A 15800-nucleotide genomic window follows, 5' to 3' on the forward strand; every position below is an offset into this window, starting at 1 on the left:
GTACATCCTGCGCGACGAGTCCATGCACTGCAACTTCGGCATCGACCTGATCAACGCGATCAAGATGGAGAACCCGATGCTGTGGACGCCCGAGTTCAAGGCCGAGATCAAGGCGTTGTTCGTCAAGGCCGTCGAACTCGAATACCGATACGCAGAAGACACCATGCCACGTGGCGTGCTCGGTATGAACGCCTCGATGTTCAAGGGCTACTTGCGTTACATCGCCAATCGGCGCGCCACACAGATCGGTCTCGAACCGATGTTCCCGAACGAGGAGAATCCGTTCCCCTGGATGAGCGAGATGATCGACCTCAAAAAGGAACGCAATTTCTTCGAGACCCGCGTCATCGAGTACCAGTCGGGCGGCGCCTTGTCCTGGGACTGAAGTCTTCGGACGTTTGTTCATTCATGTACCCCCATTCATCAAAACCCTGCTTTCGGCGCTGTGGCGCACGGTGCGGGGTTTTGTCACAGGATTCAATGTCTTGCGGTCCACAGTGGATGCATCCACACGACCTCAGGGCCTTGAATCACTTCCACGAAATCTCTTCGTGTGAAGTGCTCTTTGCAACTTGATCAAGGAGAAAACAATGGCAACTGCGAAAAAAGCCCCGGCCAAAAAGGCCGCTCCGGCAAAGAAGGCCGCCGCCCCTAAGAAGGCAGCACCTGTGAAGAAAGCCGCTGCACCTGCGAAGAAGGCTGCACCTGCGAAGAAGGCCGCTCCGGCCAAGAAGGCAGCGCCTGCGAAGAAGGCTGCACCTGCGAAGAAGGCCGCTCCGGCCAAGAAGGCTGCACCTGCGAAGAAGGCTGCACCGGCCAAGAAGGCTGCACCTGCGAAGAAGGCTGCACCGGCCAAGAAGGCTGCACCTGCTAAGAAGGCTGCTCCGGCCAAGAAGGCTGCACCTGCTAAGAAGGTTGCTCCTGCGAAGAAAGCCGCTCCTGCCAAAAAGGCCGCCGTGAAAAAGGCAGCCCCAGCAAAAAAAGCTGAGCCGGCCAAGAAGCCGGCAGCCCCAGCGGCACCCGCAGCTCAAACCAAGCTGAACCCTCAGGCTGCCTGGCCGTTTCCAACGTCCAGCAAGCCCTGAAGTCGTCCTTGCGATGACGCCTGGCCCGACGTGAAAGCGTCGGGCTTTTTTTTGCCCAGGATCCCGTGGGTCAGTCCACGCTGTTGAAGCGGTAGTTCTGCCCGCCGCGGCTGGCAATTTTGGTGGCACCGATGCGGTTGCCCAGATCGGCGCACCGCACCAACGCCCAGCCCTGAGCCAGGCCGTGCAACAACGCGGCACGGAAGGCGTCTCCGCACCCGGTGGGATCGATGACCTCGGTCGCGGTCACGCCGGGCACCAAGGTCTTGCGGCCCTGCTCCCAGACCTCGCACCCTTGCGCACCCAGGGTCACCATCAGGCCATTGACCTGTGCCGCAATGGCTTCAAAGCTCAAACCGGTGCGATCACACAGCATCTGACCTTCGTAGTCGTTGACCGTGACCCAGCTCGCGAGCTCGATGAAATGCGTCAACTCTTCACCGTTGAACATGGGCAGGCCCTGGCCCGGATCGAACACGAACGGAATGCCCGCGGCGTGCAGTTGCTCAGCGTGCGAGAGCATGGCGTCGCGCCCATCGGGGGACACGATGGCAAGGCGGACGCCGGCATCGGTCGGGACCACATTCGCATGGGCATCGGACATGGCGCCCGGGTGAAACGCGGTGATCTGGTTGTTGTCGCGGTCGGTCATGATCATGGCCTGTGCGGTGTAGTTGTCCGACGTCGTGCCGATGAAGCGCGTGTCCACGCCGAGACCTTGCAGTCGCTTCAGATAGTCCTGCGCATCGTTGCCCACCATGGCCAGCGGCACGGCGGGTGATCCGAGTTGGCGCAGGCCGTAGGCGATGTTGCCCGCACACCCCCCGTATTCGCGGCGCAAACCGGGCACCAGGAACGACACGTTGAGGATGTGCAGCTGGCTCGGCAGGATCTGCTCGGCGAAGCGCCCCTCAAACGTCATGATGGTGTCGAAGGCCAGGGAGCCGCAAATGAGGATGGACATGGAGGAGGATGAGGTTCAGGGGTAAAAGACGAGCGCGCGGTAGCCCGTCATGGACGAAACACCGCTGTCGGCAATGGACAAGCGCAGGCTCATGGACAAAGAGCCCTGGGGTGGCAGCAGCACAGGTGCACCGGGCAATTCGTCGGGCAAGAATACCCGACGCGAAATGACCGCATCCCGCGTGTCGGTCAGGCTCAACTCCAATGCCGGCACAGCCACCGCCATTGGCGCGCTGTTCTTGAGCACCAGATCGAAAGAATAGAAATTGCCCAGGCGCCGCACGAGATTGGAACTGTCGATGACCACCGACTCGATGCGGCGCACAGGTCCCACCTGGCAGTCAAACGGGCGGCACAGGCTGGTCAACAAAGGCACCGCAGCCGGGTATTGGGCGGCGAGCCGGTCGCGGTCCTGGACCGCCCATTGCATCGCCAGCAGCACCGCCAGCAGCACTGCCACCGACGCCAGCAGGGTGCGCATCAACGGCGAACGCCAGAAGGCCTTGCGGCGCGCCTGACGGACAAAACCGGGCTCGGGCGCCACCGGGGTCGAGGGTTCCGCCGACACCACCCGGGGCGACGTGGCGGGCACCGGGATGGCCGCTGGAGCGGTCTCACTCACGGCAGCAACGGGCACCGCCAACGGTCTGGTGTCGGGCTCGTTGGACACCACCTGGCCCTTGGACGCACCACTGGCGAACTGCTTGAGCTCATGCTCGAACTCGGGCGACAGTTTCAGCCCCTCGGGAGAGACTGGCGCCAACGGATCATCCGGGGCGTCCACCGGCTCGGACACAGGGAGCATGGCCTTCGTGTCGGACGCAACGCGGCCGTCAAGGAACCCCTCCAGCGCCTTGAACTCGGCCGTCGTCCAGGCCTCGGCCGGGTCGGGCTCCGAGCGCCAGGGATTGGGTTCCAGCAACCAGTCGCCCTCACCCTCCTCGTTCAAGGCGTGCGGCTGCACCATCGGAGCGGGGTCAGGCACCACTGAAGGTGTGGGCACCGTGGACACCGGAGGAGCAGGCACCGATGCCGATGCCGTTACCGGAGTGGCCTCTCCCTCCAGGTACAAGGTGGCGTCGAACACATCGGCGCAATGACCACAACGCACCCAGCCGTCGGAAATCTTGAGCTGGTCGGGAACGACCTTGAACATCGTTCCGCAGGCCGGGCAGCGGGTGGTGTAACTCATGCGCCGATTATTGCAGGCGGCCCAGCGCGGTCCGCGCCCGCCCACCCGCTCAGGGCTTCTCGGCCGTCATCAGGATCCAGCCGTCCTCTTCGTCGCTGACCGAGAGGGACACCCACGGCGCGTAGGCCTCTTTCAGCTCGTCGGCCTGGCGCGACAGGATGCCCGCCATCACCAAACGACCACCGGCGCGCACATGGTCACACAGCAACGGTGCGAGCACTTTGAGCGGTGTGGCCAGGATGTTGGCCAGCACGATGTCGAACTGCCCCTTGGCCTGATCGGGCAAGCCGGATTGCAGGCTCACATGGTTGGCGCTGGCGTTGAGTCGCGTCGATTCCACAGCGGCCGGGTCGATGTCGACCGCCACGATGTCCGCCGCACCGAACTTGGCCGCGCCGATCGCCAGGATCCCCGAGCCACAACCGTAGTCCAGCACACGCTGGCCCTGGACGCCGTGTTGGGCGGTCCAGCGCAGGCACATGCGTGTGGTCGGATGGGTCCCGGTGCCAAACGCCAGCCCCGGATCCAGCCGGATCACCTCGCGCGCGGCGGCCGGCGGTTCGTGCCAGGTGGGCACGATCCAGAACGTGGGGGTGATCTCCACCGGATCGAACTGGGACTGGGTCAGGCGCACCCAGTCCTGCTCGGCCACGGCCTGCACACCCAGCACCTCGCAGCCTTCAAAAAAATCCTGAAACACCAGCAGCGCCGCGGCTTCGCGTGCACCGGCTTCGGAGGGGAACAGCGCCACCACACGCGAGCGGTTCCAGCCCGCCTTCGGCGCGGGCATGCCCGGCTCACCAAACAGGGCCTGCTCGGACGGCGTCAGCGCATCGGCGTCTTCCACCGAGACGCTCAGGGCATCGAGCTCGACCAGCGCATCACTGACCGGCTCGACGCCGGCCTCGGGAACCAGCAGGACCAATTCAAAAAGAGACCCAGCGGACGGCTGGGTCTGGGAGGCAAGATCAGCGTTCACGTTGGGAGAGCCACTCTTCCAGGTAATGGATGTTGGTGCCACCGGCCACGAAGCTGGCGTCCACCATCAGCTCGCGGTGCAGCGGGATGTTGGTCTTGATGCCCTCCACCACCGCCTCGGCCAGCGCCGTGCGCATGCGGGCCAAGGCCTGCTCGCGCGTGTCGCCGTGCACGATCAGCTTTCCGATCATGGAGTCGTAGTTGGGCGGCACGAAGTAGTTGGTGTAGGCATGCGAGTCCACACGCACCCCCGGGCCACCGGGCATGTGCCAGGTCGTGATGCGGCCGGGCGAAGGCGTGAACTTGTAGGCGTCTTCCGCGTTGATGCGGCACTCGATGGCGTGGCCGCGCAACTGCACCTGGCGCTGCGTGAACGGCAGCTTTTCGCCGGCGGCCACCGCGATCTGTGTGCGCACGATGTCCACACCAGTGATCCACTCCGTCACCGGGTGCTCCACCTGCACGCGGGTGTTCATCTCGATGAAATAGAACTCGCCGTTCTCGAACAGGAACTCGAAAGTGCCCGCCCCGCGGTAGCCGATCTTCTTGCACGCCGCCGCGCAGCGCTCGCCGATCTTCTCGATCAGGCGGCGCGGAATGCCCGGCGCCGGCGCTTCTTCGATCACCTTTTGGTGGCGCCGCTGCATGGAGCAGTCGCGCTCGCCGAGGTACACCGCGTTGCGGTGCGTGTCGGCCATGATCTGGATCTCAATGTGGCGCGGGTTCTGGAGAAACTTCTCCATGTACACCTCGGGATTGCCAAAGGCAGCCCCGGCTTCGGCCTTGGTGGTCTGCACCGCGTGCAGCAGGGCCGCTTCGGTGTGCACCACACGCATGCCGCGACCACCGCCACCACCCGCCGCCTTGATGATGACCGGGTAGCCGATCGTCTTGGCGGTGCGCTTGATCACCACCGGGTCGACCGGCAAAGCGCCTTCCGAGCCGGGCACGCAGGGCACGCCAGCACGGATCATGGCCTGCTTGGCCGAAACCTTGTCGCCCATCAGGCGGATCGACTCGGGCGTGGGGCCGATGAAGGTGAAGCCGCTTTGCTCCACGCGTTCGGCGAAGTCGGCGTTTTCGGACAGGAACCCGTAGCCAGGGTGAATCGCCTCGGCGTCCGTGACTTCGGCGGCCGAGATGATGGCGGGCATGCTGAGGTAGCTCTGCGCCGACTGCGCCGGGCCAATGCAGACGGCCTCGTCCGCGAGCTTCACGTATTTGGCGTCGCGGTCGGCTTCGGAGTAGACCATGACGGCCTTGATGCCCATTTCGCGGCAGGCGCGTTGCACCCGGAGGGCAATCTCGCCGCGGTTGGCGATCAGGATTTTCTTGAACATGGGCGTTCGGTCGCTTATTCGATCACGTACAGCGGCTGGCCATACTCCACCGCCTGGCCGTTCTCCACCAGGATCTGGGTGACGGTGCCGCTCTTGTCGGCCTCGATCTCGTTGAGGATCTTCATCGCCTCGACGATGCAGATCGTTTCGCCTTCCTTGATGCTGTCACCAATTTCCACGAAGGGTTTCGCACCGGGGCTGGACGCGCGGTAGAACGTGCCGACCATGGGCGACTTGACGGTGTGACCCACCGGTCCGGCCGGTGCAGCGGCCACAGGAGCCGCATCAGCCGGCGCGGCAGCCACCAACGGGGCAGCGGGCGCGGCCACTGGGGCCATGGCGTAGGTGACCGGGGCGGCCATGCCCACGGGCGCGCTCTTCACGATGCGCACTTTGCCTTCCGCTTCGGTGATTTCCAGCTCGGACACGTTCGATTCGGACACCAGATCGATCAGCGTCTTCAGTTTTCTCAAATCCATGATTTCTCCAACGAAATGCGGTCAAATTGATTCAACTTCACTCAATTTCATTGAAATCAAGGCTGAACAATCCGCCGGGGTGCGCAGTGTACACGAGGGTTGCGCCGGGTGGCGCGCCGTTCATCACCCTCGGCCACCCACGTTCGGCGGGCCATTGGAGCAACACACGGACACAAGTTGAAAGAACTTTAACCGCTTTTCAACGCGGTTCACCACCCCAAACGAGCATGTCAACGGCCTCGCCGACCGTTGCCTCTCAGACCAGCCCCGCCCACAGCGAGAGGTCCGACCCGCTCAGCTTGCCCAGCTTGCGGTGCATCACGGCACCATCGGCACCGAACACCACGGTGAACGGCAGCCCCCCACTGGCATTGCCCAGACTGCGACCCAACTCGGTGCCCGCCAGCCCGGCCAAGGCGACGGGGAAATCCAGGGGCAAACGCTGAAGAAAGCTGCGCACGGGCGTCGCCTGATCCACCGCCAGACCCAGCACCTGCCAGCCGGCCGGGGCGTTGGCGCGGTAGAAGGCATTGACCATGGGCAGCTCTTCGACACACGGCGGGCACCAGGTGGCCCAGAAATTCACGAGCAGGGGCCGGCCCAGAAACCGTTTCAATGCGACGGTGTCGCCCTGCAAGCCCGGCAACTCCGTGGCCCAGAAAGCCGCCTCCGCGCCCGACAGGGGTTCGCCCGGCCGCAGGCGCCACCAGGCGACGCCCGCACCGGCGGCCATGGCACCGGCCGCCACCCCGCTCATCCAGAGGCGCCGTTGCATCATGCGGCGTGCCCCTGCCCAGCCGTCGCCGACAAGAGCGCCCTCAAGCCGTTCGCGTCGCCGCGCGGACGCCGGCCCTGGGCGTCCGGCTTGAGCGCCCCCCGCACATCGTCGCGGTCCTGCACCAGCAGGTGCACCAGCGCCCACTGCCCCAGGGCCTCGCACCGGCATCGCACGGTCAGGGCATCCACGGGCTCTCCCTTCCAGCCGTTGACCGAGCCAGGGTGGTACTCCACCCCATGGTCCAGCAAGGTCCATTCGGCGGACTTGGCATCGTCGCAATACAGCTGAATGTAGATGTCGCTGTGCCGCGTGGCGGTGCCGTGCCAAACCGCCCCGCCCACATGGGGGCGAAACACGGCAAGCCGCTCCATCCAGACCAAGGCCAGCTCGCGCAGGGCCTGCAACTCCGCGGGCTGGGTGTCGGCGCAGAACAGGTGAATGTATTCACGCACAGCGGCGTCCATCGCGGCGTTGTCGGGCCAGGGCGCACGCGTGGACAAGCCCATTTGTTTGCCCGCACGCCGCTTGGCCGCGGCGTACTCCAGTCCCTCTTCCACCACGAAGCGCGCCGCCACGGCGGCGATCTCGTCGGTCTGATCTGCTCGAAACACGTCCATGCCGCGATTGTGCCTCGCGGGCGGCCCCAGGGCGCTCTGGCGTGCCCCTGCCCCCTCAGGGGCCAGGGCCAGGCCCCGCCTAAAATCGCCGCATGCATATACACATCCTGGGCATTTGCGGCACTTTCATGGGCGGCCTGGCCGCGCTCGCCCGCGAAGCGGGCCACCGCGTGACCGGCTGCGACGCCGGGGTCTATCCGCCCATGAGCGACCAGCTGCGGGCGCTCGGCATCGACCTGATCGAGGGTTTTGCCGCCGACCAGATGGACCTTCAACCCGACATGTACGTGGTGGGCAACGTGGTCAGCCGCGCCCGCCTGTCCGATGGCACGCCGAAGTTCCCCCTCATGGAAGCCATCCTGGAGGCGGGCGCGCCCTACACCAGCGGCCCGCAGTGGCTGGCCGAACACGTGCTGCACGGACGGCACGTGCTGGCGGTGGCCGGCACCCACGGCAAAACCACCACCACCGCCATGCTGGCCTGGGTGCTGGAATCGGCCGGCCTGCAACCGGGCTTTCTCGTGGGCGGCGTGCCGATGAATTTTGGCGTGTCGGCAAGACTTGGCGCCCCCACGCGCCCCGCTTCGCGGGGTTCGCTGCCCCCCGAGGGGGCTGTTTCGCCTTGGGGCGGCCCGGCGGCGAAACAGGCGACGGCGCCTGTGTTCGTGATTGAAGCCGACGAATACGACACCGCATTCTTCGACAAGCGCAGCAAGTTCGTGCACTACCGCCCTCGCACAGCGGTGTTGAACAACCTGGAGTTCGACCACGCCGACATCTTCGACAACCTGGCGGCCATCGAACGGCAGTTTCACCACCTGCTGCGCACCGTGCCACCCACGGGGCGGGTCGTCGTCAACGGCCTGGAAGAGAGCCTGGACCGGGTGCTGCACCAAGGCGTCTGGAGCGAGGTGCGCAGCTTTGGCGCGGCGGTCAGCGACTTCACCGCCCTGGGCGAGCCCCACGCATTCGACGTGCTGGAGCGCGGCCAGCGGGTCGCCCGGGTGGAGTGGGCGCTCACCGGCGTGCACAACCAGCTCAACGCCTTGGCGGCGATCGCGGCGGCCCAACACGTGGGCGTGGCGCCCGCCGATGCCGCTGCGGCGCTGGGCGGGTTCGTGAACGTGCGGCGCCGCATGGAGGTGCGTGGCACCGCGGTGCGCGACGGGTTGCCGATCACGGTGTACGACGATTTCGCCCACCACCCCACGGCGATCCGCACCACGCTCGACGGCCTGCGGCGCCGGCTCGGGGCTTCGGGCGGGCGCATCCTGGCGGTGTTCGAACCGCGCAGCAACACCATGAAGCTGGGCACGATGAAATCGCAGCTGCCCTGGAGCCTGGAAGCGGCCGACTTGGCGTTCTGTCACGCCGGCGGGCTCGACTGGGACGCTGCGGACGCGCTGCTGCCCATGGGAGAAAAATCAAATGTCGCCCAAACCATCGACGAGCTGGTGGGCCAGGTGGTGTCGGCCGCGCGCGGCGGCGATCACATCGTCTGCATGAGCAACGGCGGCTTCGGCGGGGTGCACGCCCGCCTGCTGACGGCGTTGCGCTGACGCGCTGGGGTCAGTAACCCAGCGACATCGTCGCCAGATCCACCACCACCACCGGCTTGGCCAGCGCCGCGCTGGCGGCACGGGCAAAACCCATGGCCCATTCGCGATGGGCGGGCTCGCGGAAGTGATCCTGGCCCACCGCCTGCGCGACCGCCAGAATCTTGTCGGCGGTCAGCACCTTGCCGGTCAGGCGGATGGGCTCGCAGTCCAGCGCGGTGAACTGTTCATCCAGCCAGGCCCGGGCCTGGTCGTGCGGCATGGGCTGGACCTCGTCGAGATCAAAACGGTGGGTGGATGACTCACCCCAGGTCACGGTGACTTGACTGCGCATTTGGAAACTCCTTGGACACGGCGTGATATCGGTATCACGGACAACAAGATCGAAGGTGCGGAAACACCGCGGCGGAGGGACGGCTTCAGGGCCCGCGAACACTGTCCAGCCCGGTTTTGCCGGTGGACACGCGCAAGGGCGAATGCACCGCCTCGCGCAAGATGCTGGAGGGACCCATCATTTCCGATTGTCCGTGGTGGGTTTGCAGTTCGGATTCGCGGTCGGCCTGGTCAAACTGCAGGGCCACCATGGCACGGCGGGTTTCTGTTTCGGCCCGACGCGCACTGTCGGGGTCGGTGGTCAGCCCCCCCGCATGGTAGAGCGCGCCAATGTGGCGTGCCAGTTCGTGTTCGGGCCAGCCGGTGCGCTCCAGCAACTGGGAGACAGTGGCCGGACGGGCAATGAGTTCGCGCATCAGGGAGAGGTGAATCTCGTCAAACCAATGCGCGGGCAGGCGCGGCACCCGCCGCAGGTACAGGCGCTGCTCGCGGTATCGCCCCGGCAGCACGTCGCGCCGGGTGCGCACCGCGTAGGTCCACATCACACGGTGCAACGGCAAACGGATGAACGAGGGCGGGACGTCTTTGGACAAGGAGGGCCCATGCACCCACTCGGCCATCGACAGGTCGACCGGACGGGCGGGAATCAGCAACGCGGCCTGCCAGCGCTGGATGTCGATCACGGCGAGCAGCTTGCCGGAAAGGGTCACGTGCACCACGCCCCCCGAACGGTAGTCGCCCAGCCGCTCCAACAGTTGCGCCCCTAAGGCGAACTGGCTGCGCAGCGGTCGCAACCAGCCCTCGAAGCGCTGCAGCCGCTGGCGCACACTGGTTTCGCTGTCGGCCTCGAAAAACTCAGCCGACGCAAAACCTTCAGGCAGCGGTGCCGCAAAAGCCAGCGGACGGTCCACCTCGGCGCGGTTGAGCGTCAGGCGTTCGTCGCTGCCGTGCGGATGGCGGATCACCACCTCGTCGCGCCCCAGCACCTCCACCGCGTCACCGGCGATCATCCAGGCGTCGGCCAGGTGTGGGTCGCAGGTGCGCCACTCGGGCCACCCGGCGGGCGCCTGGGCCGCCCAGGCCTGGAGGCGCACGCCCACCGACTCGGAAAAACCCAACAGACCCAAACCCAGAACTGGCTGCTCCACACTGACTCCCAATGGCAACGCGTCAGCGCACTGGACTGCAACCCACGCAGCCTGGCGCCCATCCATTAGAACATCGGCATCCGGGCCGGAATATCAAGCGCGGGGCACACGTCGCCCCGACGTCCGCCCAGCCCTCCCCCCGGCCCGGTCAGCGCCCCGCTCGCGAACGCTGCACCGCCTGCGACAGCACCTCCAGCGCCTGCACCGAATCGCCCCAGCCCAGACAGGCATCGGTGATGCTCTGACCGTAGGCCAGCTTGTTCACATCGTCCTTGCCGGGCGTGAATTTTTGCGCGCCGGCCTCGATGTGGCTTTCAATCATCACGCCGAACACGCTCTTCGAGCCGCCTTCGATCTGGCCCGCGATGTCGCGCGCCACATCGAGCTGCTTCTCGTGCTGCTTGCTGCTGTTGGCGTGGCTGCAGTCCACCATCAGGCGCGGCGTGAGCTTGGCGACCTCCAGATCCTTGACCGCGGCCGCCACATGGGTGGCGTCGTAGTTCGGCGCCTTGCCGCCGCGCAGAATGACGTGGCAGTCCTTGTTGCCATTGGTCTGCACGATGGCGACCTGGCCGTTCTTGTGCACCGACAGGAAATGGTGCCCGCGCGCGGCCGCCTGGATGGCGTCGGTCGCGATGCGGATGTTGCCATCGGTGCCGTTCTTGAAACCGATCGGCGCCGACAGCCCCGAGGCCAGCTCGCGGTGCACCTGGCTCTCGGTCGTGCGCGCACCGATGGCGCCCCAGGCGATCAGGTCGCCAATGTATTGCGGCGAGATCACGTCCAGGAACTCGCTGCCGGCCGGCAAGCCGATGCGGTTGATGTCGATCAGCAACTGGCGCGCGATGCGCAGGCCTTCGTCGATGCGGTAGCTCTCGTCCAGGTAGGGGTCGTTGATCAGGCCCTTCCAGCCCACCGTGGTGCGCGGCTTTTCGAAGTAGACACGCATCACGATCTCGAGCGTGTCGGCGTACTGGTCACGCAGCGGCTTGAGGCGGCGCGCGTAGTCCAGCGCAGCGGCCGGGTCGTGGATCGAGCACGGACCGATGACCACCAGCAGGCGGTCGTCCTTGCCGCGCAAGATGTTGTGGATGGCTTGGCGGGTCTGGCTGATGAGGCCTTCCACCGGCGTGCCGCCGATGGGAAAGAAGCGGATCAGGTGTTCGGGAGGCGGGAGCACGGTGATGTCCTTGATGCGTTCGTCGTCGGTCTGGCTGGTTTTATCGACAGAACGTGCATGCCAGGCATCGGCGCTGACGGGGGTGGCTTTGGCGGTCATCACGGAACTCCTCGGGTTGGCAAAAAAGAAGGTGGCAAAAAAAAAACCGCCGGGCGTCGGGCCCGGCGGTTTTGGGAGGTTCGGTTGCGTTGCGCTTACACCGTGGCCTCTCGTCCGCCGGGGACTGAGAACCAAAAATAAAAGCCAAAAAAGATGGCGGAGCGCGTTGGCATAGAGGCGCAATGTAGCACAGGGGCCATGACAAACACCTTACGCGTTAACCCCATAGAGGCTGCGCCAGGCCCAGCCCGCCAATGCACAAGCCACGATCACCCGGATCACGCCCTGCTTGAAACGGATCAGCGCCATCGCGGCAAACGCCACCAGGACCAGCGCCGCCCAGTCCGGGCGCGACCATCCGGTGGCCATGCCCGACGGGTAGGCCACATGGACCAGGAAGAACAGCGCCAGGCTCGCGATCACCCCCACCACCGCCGCCGTGATCGCGGTCAGCGGCGCGGTGAAATGCAGCTTGCCGTGGGTGCTCTCCACCAGCGGGCCGCCCGCGAGAATGAGGATGAACGAGGGCAGGAAGGTGAACCAGGTCACCACCAGCGCCGCCAGCGCCGCGCCCAGAAACAGCGCGTCCGGCCCCAGCACCTGCTGGCCCCAACCGCCCAGGAAAGCCACAAAGGCCACCACCATGATCAGCGGCCCCGGCGTGGTTTCGCCCAGGGCGAGGCCATCGATCATCTGCGGACCGAGCAGCCAGCCGTGCTCCACCACCGCGCCCTGGTACACATAGGGCAGCACCGCGTAGGCGCCGCCGAAGGTGAGCAATGCCGCCTTGGTGAAGAACCAGCCCATGGCAGCGAGCGTGCCCGTCCAGCCCTTCCAGGCCACCAATGCGGCCATCGGCAGCGCCCACAACACCGCACCGCCCGACAACACCCGCAGCAGGCGCGCGCGGCTGAAGTGTGCGTGTTCCGGGGTGGGCGTGTGGTCGTCGATCACGGCGGGCTGATGCACAGCGGCAGCAGCCGCGGACGGATGCCCGCCACCGGAGCGGGCAAACTGGTCCGGCATCCAGCGCCCACCCAGCCAGCCCACCAAGGCGGCCACCAGCACGACCACGGGAAATGGCACCGCAATCACGGCCAGGGCCACAAAACTGCCCACGGCCACAGCCCACAGCAGCGGCGCACGGTGCGGACTCCGCAGCGTCTTGCTGCCCATGCGGTGCACCGCCTGCAAGACCAGCGCCGCCACCGCAGGTTTGATGCCGTACAGCAGACCCGCGACCCAGGCCACCTGGCCATGGACCACATAGACCCAGCTCAGGCCGATCAGGATCAGCAGCGACGGCAACACGAACAGCACCCCGGCCACCACACCGCCCCAGGTGCGGTGCAGAAGCCAGCCGATGTAGGTGGCGAGCTGCTGCGCCTCCGGCCCGGGCAGCAGCATGCAGTAGTTCAGCGCGTGCAGGAAACGCTGCTCGCTGATCCAGCGTTTCTGCTCCACCAGCTCTCGGTGCATGACGGCAATCTGGCCGGCCGGGCCGCCGAAGCTGATGAAGCCCAGCTTGAGCCAGAAGCGCAGGGCTTCCCAGAAATCCACGTGGCGCGGCGCTGTCATTGAGGTCTCCAGTTGTGGGTTTCGGCATGACCACCGACCTGATCCACGCACCAGGCGTAGAAGGCGTCGTACACCGGCATCATGGCTTCCAGCATGGCGTGGTCGTTGTCGGCGTGCCGTCGCGACATGCCCAGCGACACCGCCAGCAAACCCGCAGCGGGCGCGGCCAGGTCCAGCCGGTCGGTGTCGGCCCCGCGCACGATACCGGCCAACAGGTCCAGCGCAGGCAGGCTCAGGCCGAACGCGTCCAGCAAGGTGTCGAAGCTGCAGCGCTCGCCCTCGTGCGAGATCGGCGCCCCGGGGATGTCGAAAGCCACGGCCTGGCGCTGCCCGGCCCGTTTCAGCACCTCGGCGGTGGGCACATAGAAGAACGTGGCCTCTCGGTCGATGAAACGGCGGACCAGCCAGGGGCAGGCGATGCGGTCGATCTTGGGGCGCTCCCGTGTGATCCACCGGGAGCCGCCGGCACCGGTGACGCCCAGGTCGGGGCGCTTGCGCATCAGCGGCACCGGCAATGCACCCAGCGCCTGCAGCAGCTCAGGGCTGTCCACGCCAGGCTCGCCGCCCTCGATGCCGCCCAGCAGGTAGCGCGCATCCCAGCCCGCGTCGCGCAACCGGGCGGCGGCACGCTGGCTGACCTCGTGGCCGTGCACGCAGCACACGACGGCCGCTTGCGGGGGACGGTCGCCCAGCCAGGCGCCCAGGTTGTCAGGGGCCACGTGCAACGCCAAAGGCAACAGTGACGGGCTCAAGTCAAAGCGCTCGGTGCGGCGCACATCCAGGATCAGGGGGGTGTCGGGCTGGCCCAGGAGCGCCGCGAAGGCGCTGGGGCTGATGGCGTGGTTCGGATTCAATTCAACGGTTTCCATGGTTGGCGCTCCACATCAGGTGGTGGCCAGCACTTGGACGGAAACCGTCTATTCCCCAAGGAACTCGGGAGGCTGTGTTCCCGATGGAAGGATGCTATCCGATCTCAGGCCGTGCCACCAACGGTCAGGCCGTCGATGCGCAGCGTCGGCTGGCCCACGCCCACGGGCACGCTCTGGCCTTCCTTGCCACAGGTGCCCACGCCGCTGTCCAGCCGCATGTCGTTGCCGATCATGCTGATTTTTTTGAGCGACTCGGGGCCGCTGCCCACCAGCGTGGCGCCCTTGACGGGGTACTGGATCTTCCCGTTCTCGACCCAGTAGGCCTGGCTGGCCGAAAACACGAACTTGCCGCTGGTGATGTCGACCTGGCCGCCGCCGAAGTTGGTGGCGTACAGCCCCTTCTTCATGCTGGCCACGATTTCATCGGCACTCTTGTCGCCGCCCAGCATGTAGGTGTTGGTCATGCGCGGCATCGGCACGTGCGCGTAGCTCTCGCGACGGCCGTTGCCGGTGGGCTTGACGCCCATCAGGCGCGCGTTCATGGCGTCCTGGATGTAGCCACGCAGGATGCCGTCTTCGATCAGCACGTTCTTCTGGGACGTGTGACCTTCGTCATCGACGTTGAGCGAGCCACGGCGGTCGGCGATGGTGCCATCGTCGAGCACGGTCACACCCTTGGCCGCCACGCGCTGGCCGATGCGGCCGGCGAACGCGCTGGAGCCCTTGCGGTTGAAGTCACCTTCCAGGCCATGGCCCACCGCTTCGTGCAGCAGGATGCCGGGCCAGCCCGGGCCGAGCACCACGGTCATCTCGCCGGCGGGCGCGGGGCGGGCGTCGAGGTTGGTCAGGGCCGACGACACGGCTTCGTCCACGTAGGACTGCACCATGGCGTCGTCAAAATAAGCGAGCCCGAAACGCCCACCGCCACCGGAACTGCCCACCTCGCGGCGGCCATTCTGCTCGGCGATCACCGTGACCGACAGGCGGATCAGCGGCCGCACGTCGGCGGCCAGGGTGCCGTCGGCGCGGGCAATCAGCACCACGTCGTGTTCGGCGGCCAGACCGGCCATGACCTGCACCACGCGCGGGTCTTTGGCCTTGGCGAGCTTTTCCACCTTTTCCAGCAGCGCCACCTTGGCGGTGCTGTCGAGGGTGGCGATCGGGTCCAGACCGGGATAGAGCGAGCGCGACTTCGACACCTTCGCCGCCGGGCTGCGGACCTTGCGGCTCTGGCCCTGGCCGGAAATGGAGCGCACGGTGCGGGCCGCGTCGATCAGCGAGTCCCAGGACAGGTCGTCCGAGTAGGCAAAGGCGGTCTTCTCGCCGCTGACGGCGCGCACGCCGACGCCCTGGTCGATGCTGAAGCTGCCGGTCTTGACGATGCCCTCTTCCAGGCTCCAGCCCTCGCTGCGCGTGGTCTGGAAATAGAGGTCGGCGTCGTCGACGCCGTGCGACATGATTTCACCCAGCGCCTTGTGCAGCAGGGAGGTGTTCAGTCCGTAGGGCGTGAGCAGCAGGTTTTCGGCGGTGGCCAGTCGGGCAAGGGTGGGTTCGCGAGCAATCATGGGGGCCATTGTATGAAGGGTGGGGTCCACGCGCTGGGCG

At 66.3% G+C, this 15800-nt stretch carries 16 protein-coding genes; 3 read left to right on the forward strand and 13 right to left on the reverse strand.

Annotated elements, in window-relative coordinates:
• A partial coding sequence (locus tag IV088_RS18635) for a ribonucleotide-diphosphate reductase subunit beta (protein WP_291105302.1) occupies positions 1-385 on the forward strand: 385 nt, incomplete at its 5' end.
• A gap of 205 nt (positions 386-590) precedes the next feature.
• Positions 591-1085, forward strand: coding sequence for a histone (locus IV088_RS18640; protein ID WP_291105303.1), 495 nt, complete (start codon positions 591-593; stop codon positions 1083-1085).
• Between the two features lie 70 nt (positions 1086-1155).
• Here the strand turns inward: IV088_RS18640 and IV088_RS18645 are convergent, their stop codons facing one another.
• The 7 genes from IV088_RS18645 to IV088_RS18675 all read right to left on the reverse strand — a co-directional run bounded on the left by IV088_RS18645 (position 1156) and on the right by IV088_RS18675 (position 7432).
• Entirely contained in the window at positions 1156-2049 is an 894-nt protein-coding gene (locus IV088_RS18645) for a carbohydrate kinase family protein (protein ID WP_291105304.1), read from the reverse strand.
• Positions 2050-2064: 15 nt separating this feature from the next.
• On the reverse strand, positions 2065-3240 hold the full coding sequence (locus IV088_RS18650) for a DUF3426 domain-containing protein (RefSeq protein ID WP_291105305.1): 1176 nt from the start codon (positions 3238-3240) through the stop codon (positions 2065-2067).
• Between the two features lie 49 nt (positions 3241-3289).
• A complete protein-coding gene (gene prmA / locus IV088_RS18655) occupies positions 3290-4165 on the reverse strand; it encodes a 50S ribosomal protein L11 methyltransferase (protein ID WP_291105306.1) in 876 nt (291 codons plus the stop codon).
• Positions 4166-4208: 43 nt separating this feature from the next.
• On the reverse strand, positions 4209-5558 hold the full coding sequence (gene accC / locus IV088_RS18660) for an acetyl-CoA carboxylase biotin carboxylase subunit (RefSeq protein ID WP_291105307.1): 1350 nt from the start codon (positions 5556-5558) through the stop codon (positions 4209-4211).
• A gap of 14 nt (positions 5559-5572) precedes the next feature.
• Positions 5573-6037 (reverse strand): acetyl-CoA carboxylase biotin carboxyl carrier protein, encoded by a 465-nt coding sequence (accB, locus tag IV088_RS18665; RefSeq protein WP_291105309.1) that lies wholly within the window; start codon positions 6035-6037, stop codon positions 5573-5575.
• A 256-nt stretch (positions 6038-6293) separates the two neighbouring features.
• The gene (locus IV088_RS18670) at positions 6294-6815 is read right to left on the reverse strand and encodes a TlpA disulfide reductase family protein (protein ID WP_291105310.1); all 522 of its coding nucleotides are present in this window, start codon (positions 6813-6815) and stop codon (positions 6294-6296) included.
• Positions 6812-7432: a hypothetical protein gene (locus tag IV088_RS18675; protein WP_291105311.1), complete on the reverse strand. Its 621-nt coding sequence runs from the start codon at positions 7430-7432 to the stop codon at positions 6812-6814. Before IV088_RS18675 ends, IV088_RS18670 begins: the two co-directional genes overlap by 4 nt.
• Positions 7433-7524: 92 nt before the next feature.
• On the opposite strand from IV088_RS18675, the gene mpl reads away from it, so the two are divergent.
• Positions 7525-8991, forward strand: coding sequence for a UDP-N-acetylmuramate:L-alanyl-gamma-D-glutamyl-meso-diaminopimelate ligase (gene mpl / locus IV088_RS18680; protein ID WP_291105312.1), 1467 nt, complete (start codon positions 7525-7527; stop codon positions 8989-8991).
• Positions 8992-9001: 10 nt separating this feature from the next.
• Here the strand turns inward: mpl and IV088_RS18685 are convergent, their stop codons facing one another.
• From IV088_RS18685 to tldD, 6 genes are all read right to left on the reverse strand, one after another.
• Positions 9002-9322, reverse strand: coding sequence for a hypothetical protein (locus IV088_RS18685; RefSeq protein ID WP_236962379.1), 321 nt, complete (start codon positions 9320-9322; stop codon positions 9002-9004).
• Between the two features lie 85 nt (positions 9323-9407).
• Positions 9408-10469, reverse strand: coding sequence for a hypothetical protein (locus IV088_RS18690; RefSeq protein ID WP_291105313.1), 1062 nt, complete (start codon positions 10467-10469; stop codon positions 9408-9410).
• 148 nt (positions 10470-10617) lie between these two features.
• Positions 10618-11748: a 3-deoxy-7-phosphoheptulonate synthase gene (locus tag IV088_RS18695; protein ID WP_291105315.1), complete on the reverse strand. Its 1131-nt coding sequence runs from the start codon at positions 11746-11748 to the stop codon at positions 10618-10620.
• A 210-nt stretch (positions 11749-11958) separates the two neighbouring features.
• Positions 11959-13326 (reverse strand): chromate efflux transporter, encoded by a 1368-nt coding sequence (chrA, locus tag IV088_RS18700; protein ID WP_291105316.1) that lies wholly within the window; start codon positions 13324-13326, stop codon positions 11959-11961.
• Positions 13323-14195: a chromate resistance protein ChrB domain-containing protein gene (locus IV088_RS18705; protein WP_291105317.1), complete on the reverse strand. Its 873-nt coding sequence runs from the start codon at positions 14193-14195 to the stop codon at positions 13323-13325. Before IV088_RS18705 ends, chrA begins: the two co-directional genes overlap by 4 nt.
• A 104-nt stretch (positions 14196-14299) precedes the next feature.
• Positions 14300-15760 (reverse strand): metalloprotease TldD, encoded by a 1461-nt coding sequence (tldD, locus tag IV088_RS18710; protein WP_291105319.1) that lies wholly within the window; start codon positions 15758-15760, stop codon positions 14300-14302.
• Between the last annotated feature and the right edge of the window lie 40 nt (positions 15761-15800).

The sequence above is a fragment of the Hydrogenophaga sp. genome (assembly GCF_018780075.1).
In the GTDB taxonomy this organism is placed as follows: domain Bacteria; phylum Pseudomonadota; class Gammaproteobacteria; order Burkholderiales; family Burkholderiaceae_C; genus Hydrogenophaga.

Bases quoted from the DNA above. Each gene is read 5' to 3' on its own strand.
- IV088_RS18640 (WP_291105303.1), top strand. From the start codon at position 591: ATGGCAACTGCGAAAAAAGCCCCGGCCAAAAAGGCCGCTCCGGCAAAG.
- IV088_RS18645 (WP_291105304.1), bottom strand. From the start codon at position 2,049: ATGTCCATCCTCATTTGCGGCTCCCTGGCCTTCGACACCATCATGACG.
- IV088_RS18650 (WP_291105305.1), bottom strand. From the start codon at position 3,240: ATGAGTTACACCACCCGCTGCCCGGCCTGCGGAACGATGTTCAAGGTC.
- accC (WP_291105307.1), bottom strand. From the start codon at position 5,558: ATGTTCAAGAAAATCCTGATCGCCAACCGCGGCGAGATTGCCCTCCGG.
- accB (WP_291105309.1), bottom strand. From the start codon at position 6,037: ATGGATTTGAGAAAACTGAAGACGCTGATCGATCTGGTGTCCGAATCG.
- IV088_RS18670 (WP_291105310.1), bottom strand. From the start codon at position 6,815: ATGATGCAACGGCGCCTCTGGATGAGCGGGGTGGCGGCCGGTGCCATG.
- IV088_RS18675 (WP_291105311.1), bottom strand. From the start codon at position 7,432: ATGGACGTGTTTCGAGCAGATCAGACCGACGAGATCGCCGCCGTGGCG.
- mpl (WP_291105312.1), top strand. From the start codon at position 7,525: ATGCATATACACATCCTGGGCATTTGCGGCACTTTCATGGGCGGCCTG.
- IV088_RS18685 (WP_236962379.1), bottom strand. From the start codon at position 9,322: ATGCGCAGTCAAGTCACCGTGACCTGGGGTGAGTCATCCACCCACCGT.
- IV088_RS18695 (WP_291105315.1), bottom strand. From the start codon at position 11,748: ATGACCGCCAAAGCCACCCCCGTCAGCGCCGATGCCTGGCATGCACGT.
- chrA (WP_291105316.1), bottom strand. From the start codon at position 13,326: ATGACAGCGCCGCGCCACGTGGATTTCTGGGAAGCCCTGCGCTTCTGG.
- IV088_RS18705 (WP_291105317.1), bottom strand. From the start codon at position 14,195: ATGGAAACCGTTGAATTGAATCCGAACCACGCCATCAGCCCCAGCGCC.
- tldD (WP_291105319.1), bottom strand. From the start codon at position 15,760: ATGATTGCTCGCGAACCCACCCTTGCCCGACTGGCCACCGCCGAAAAC.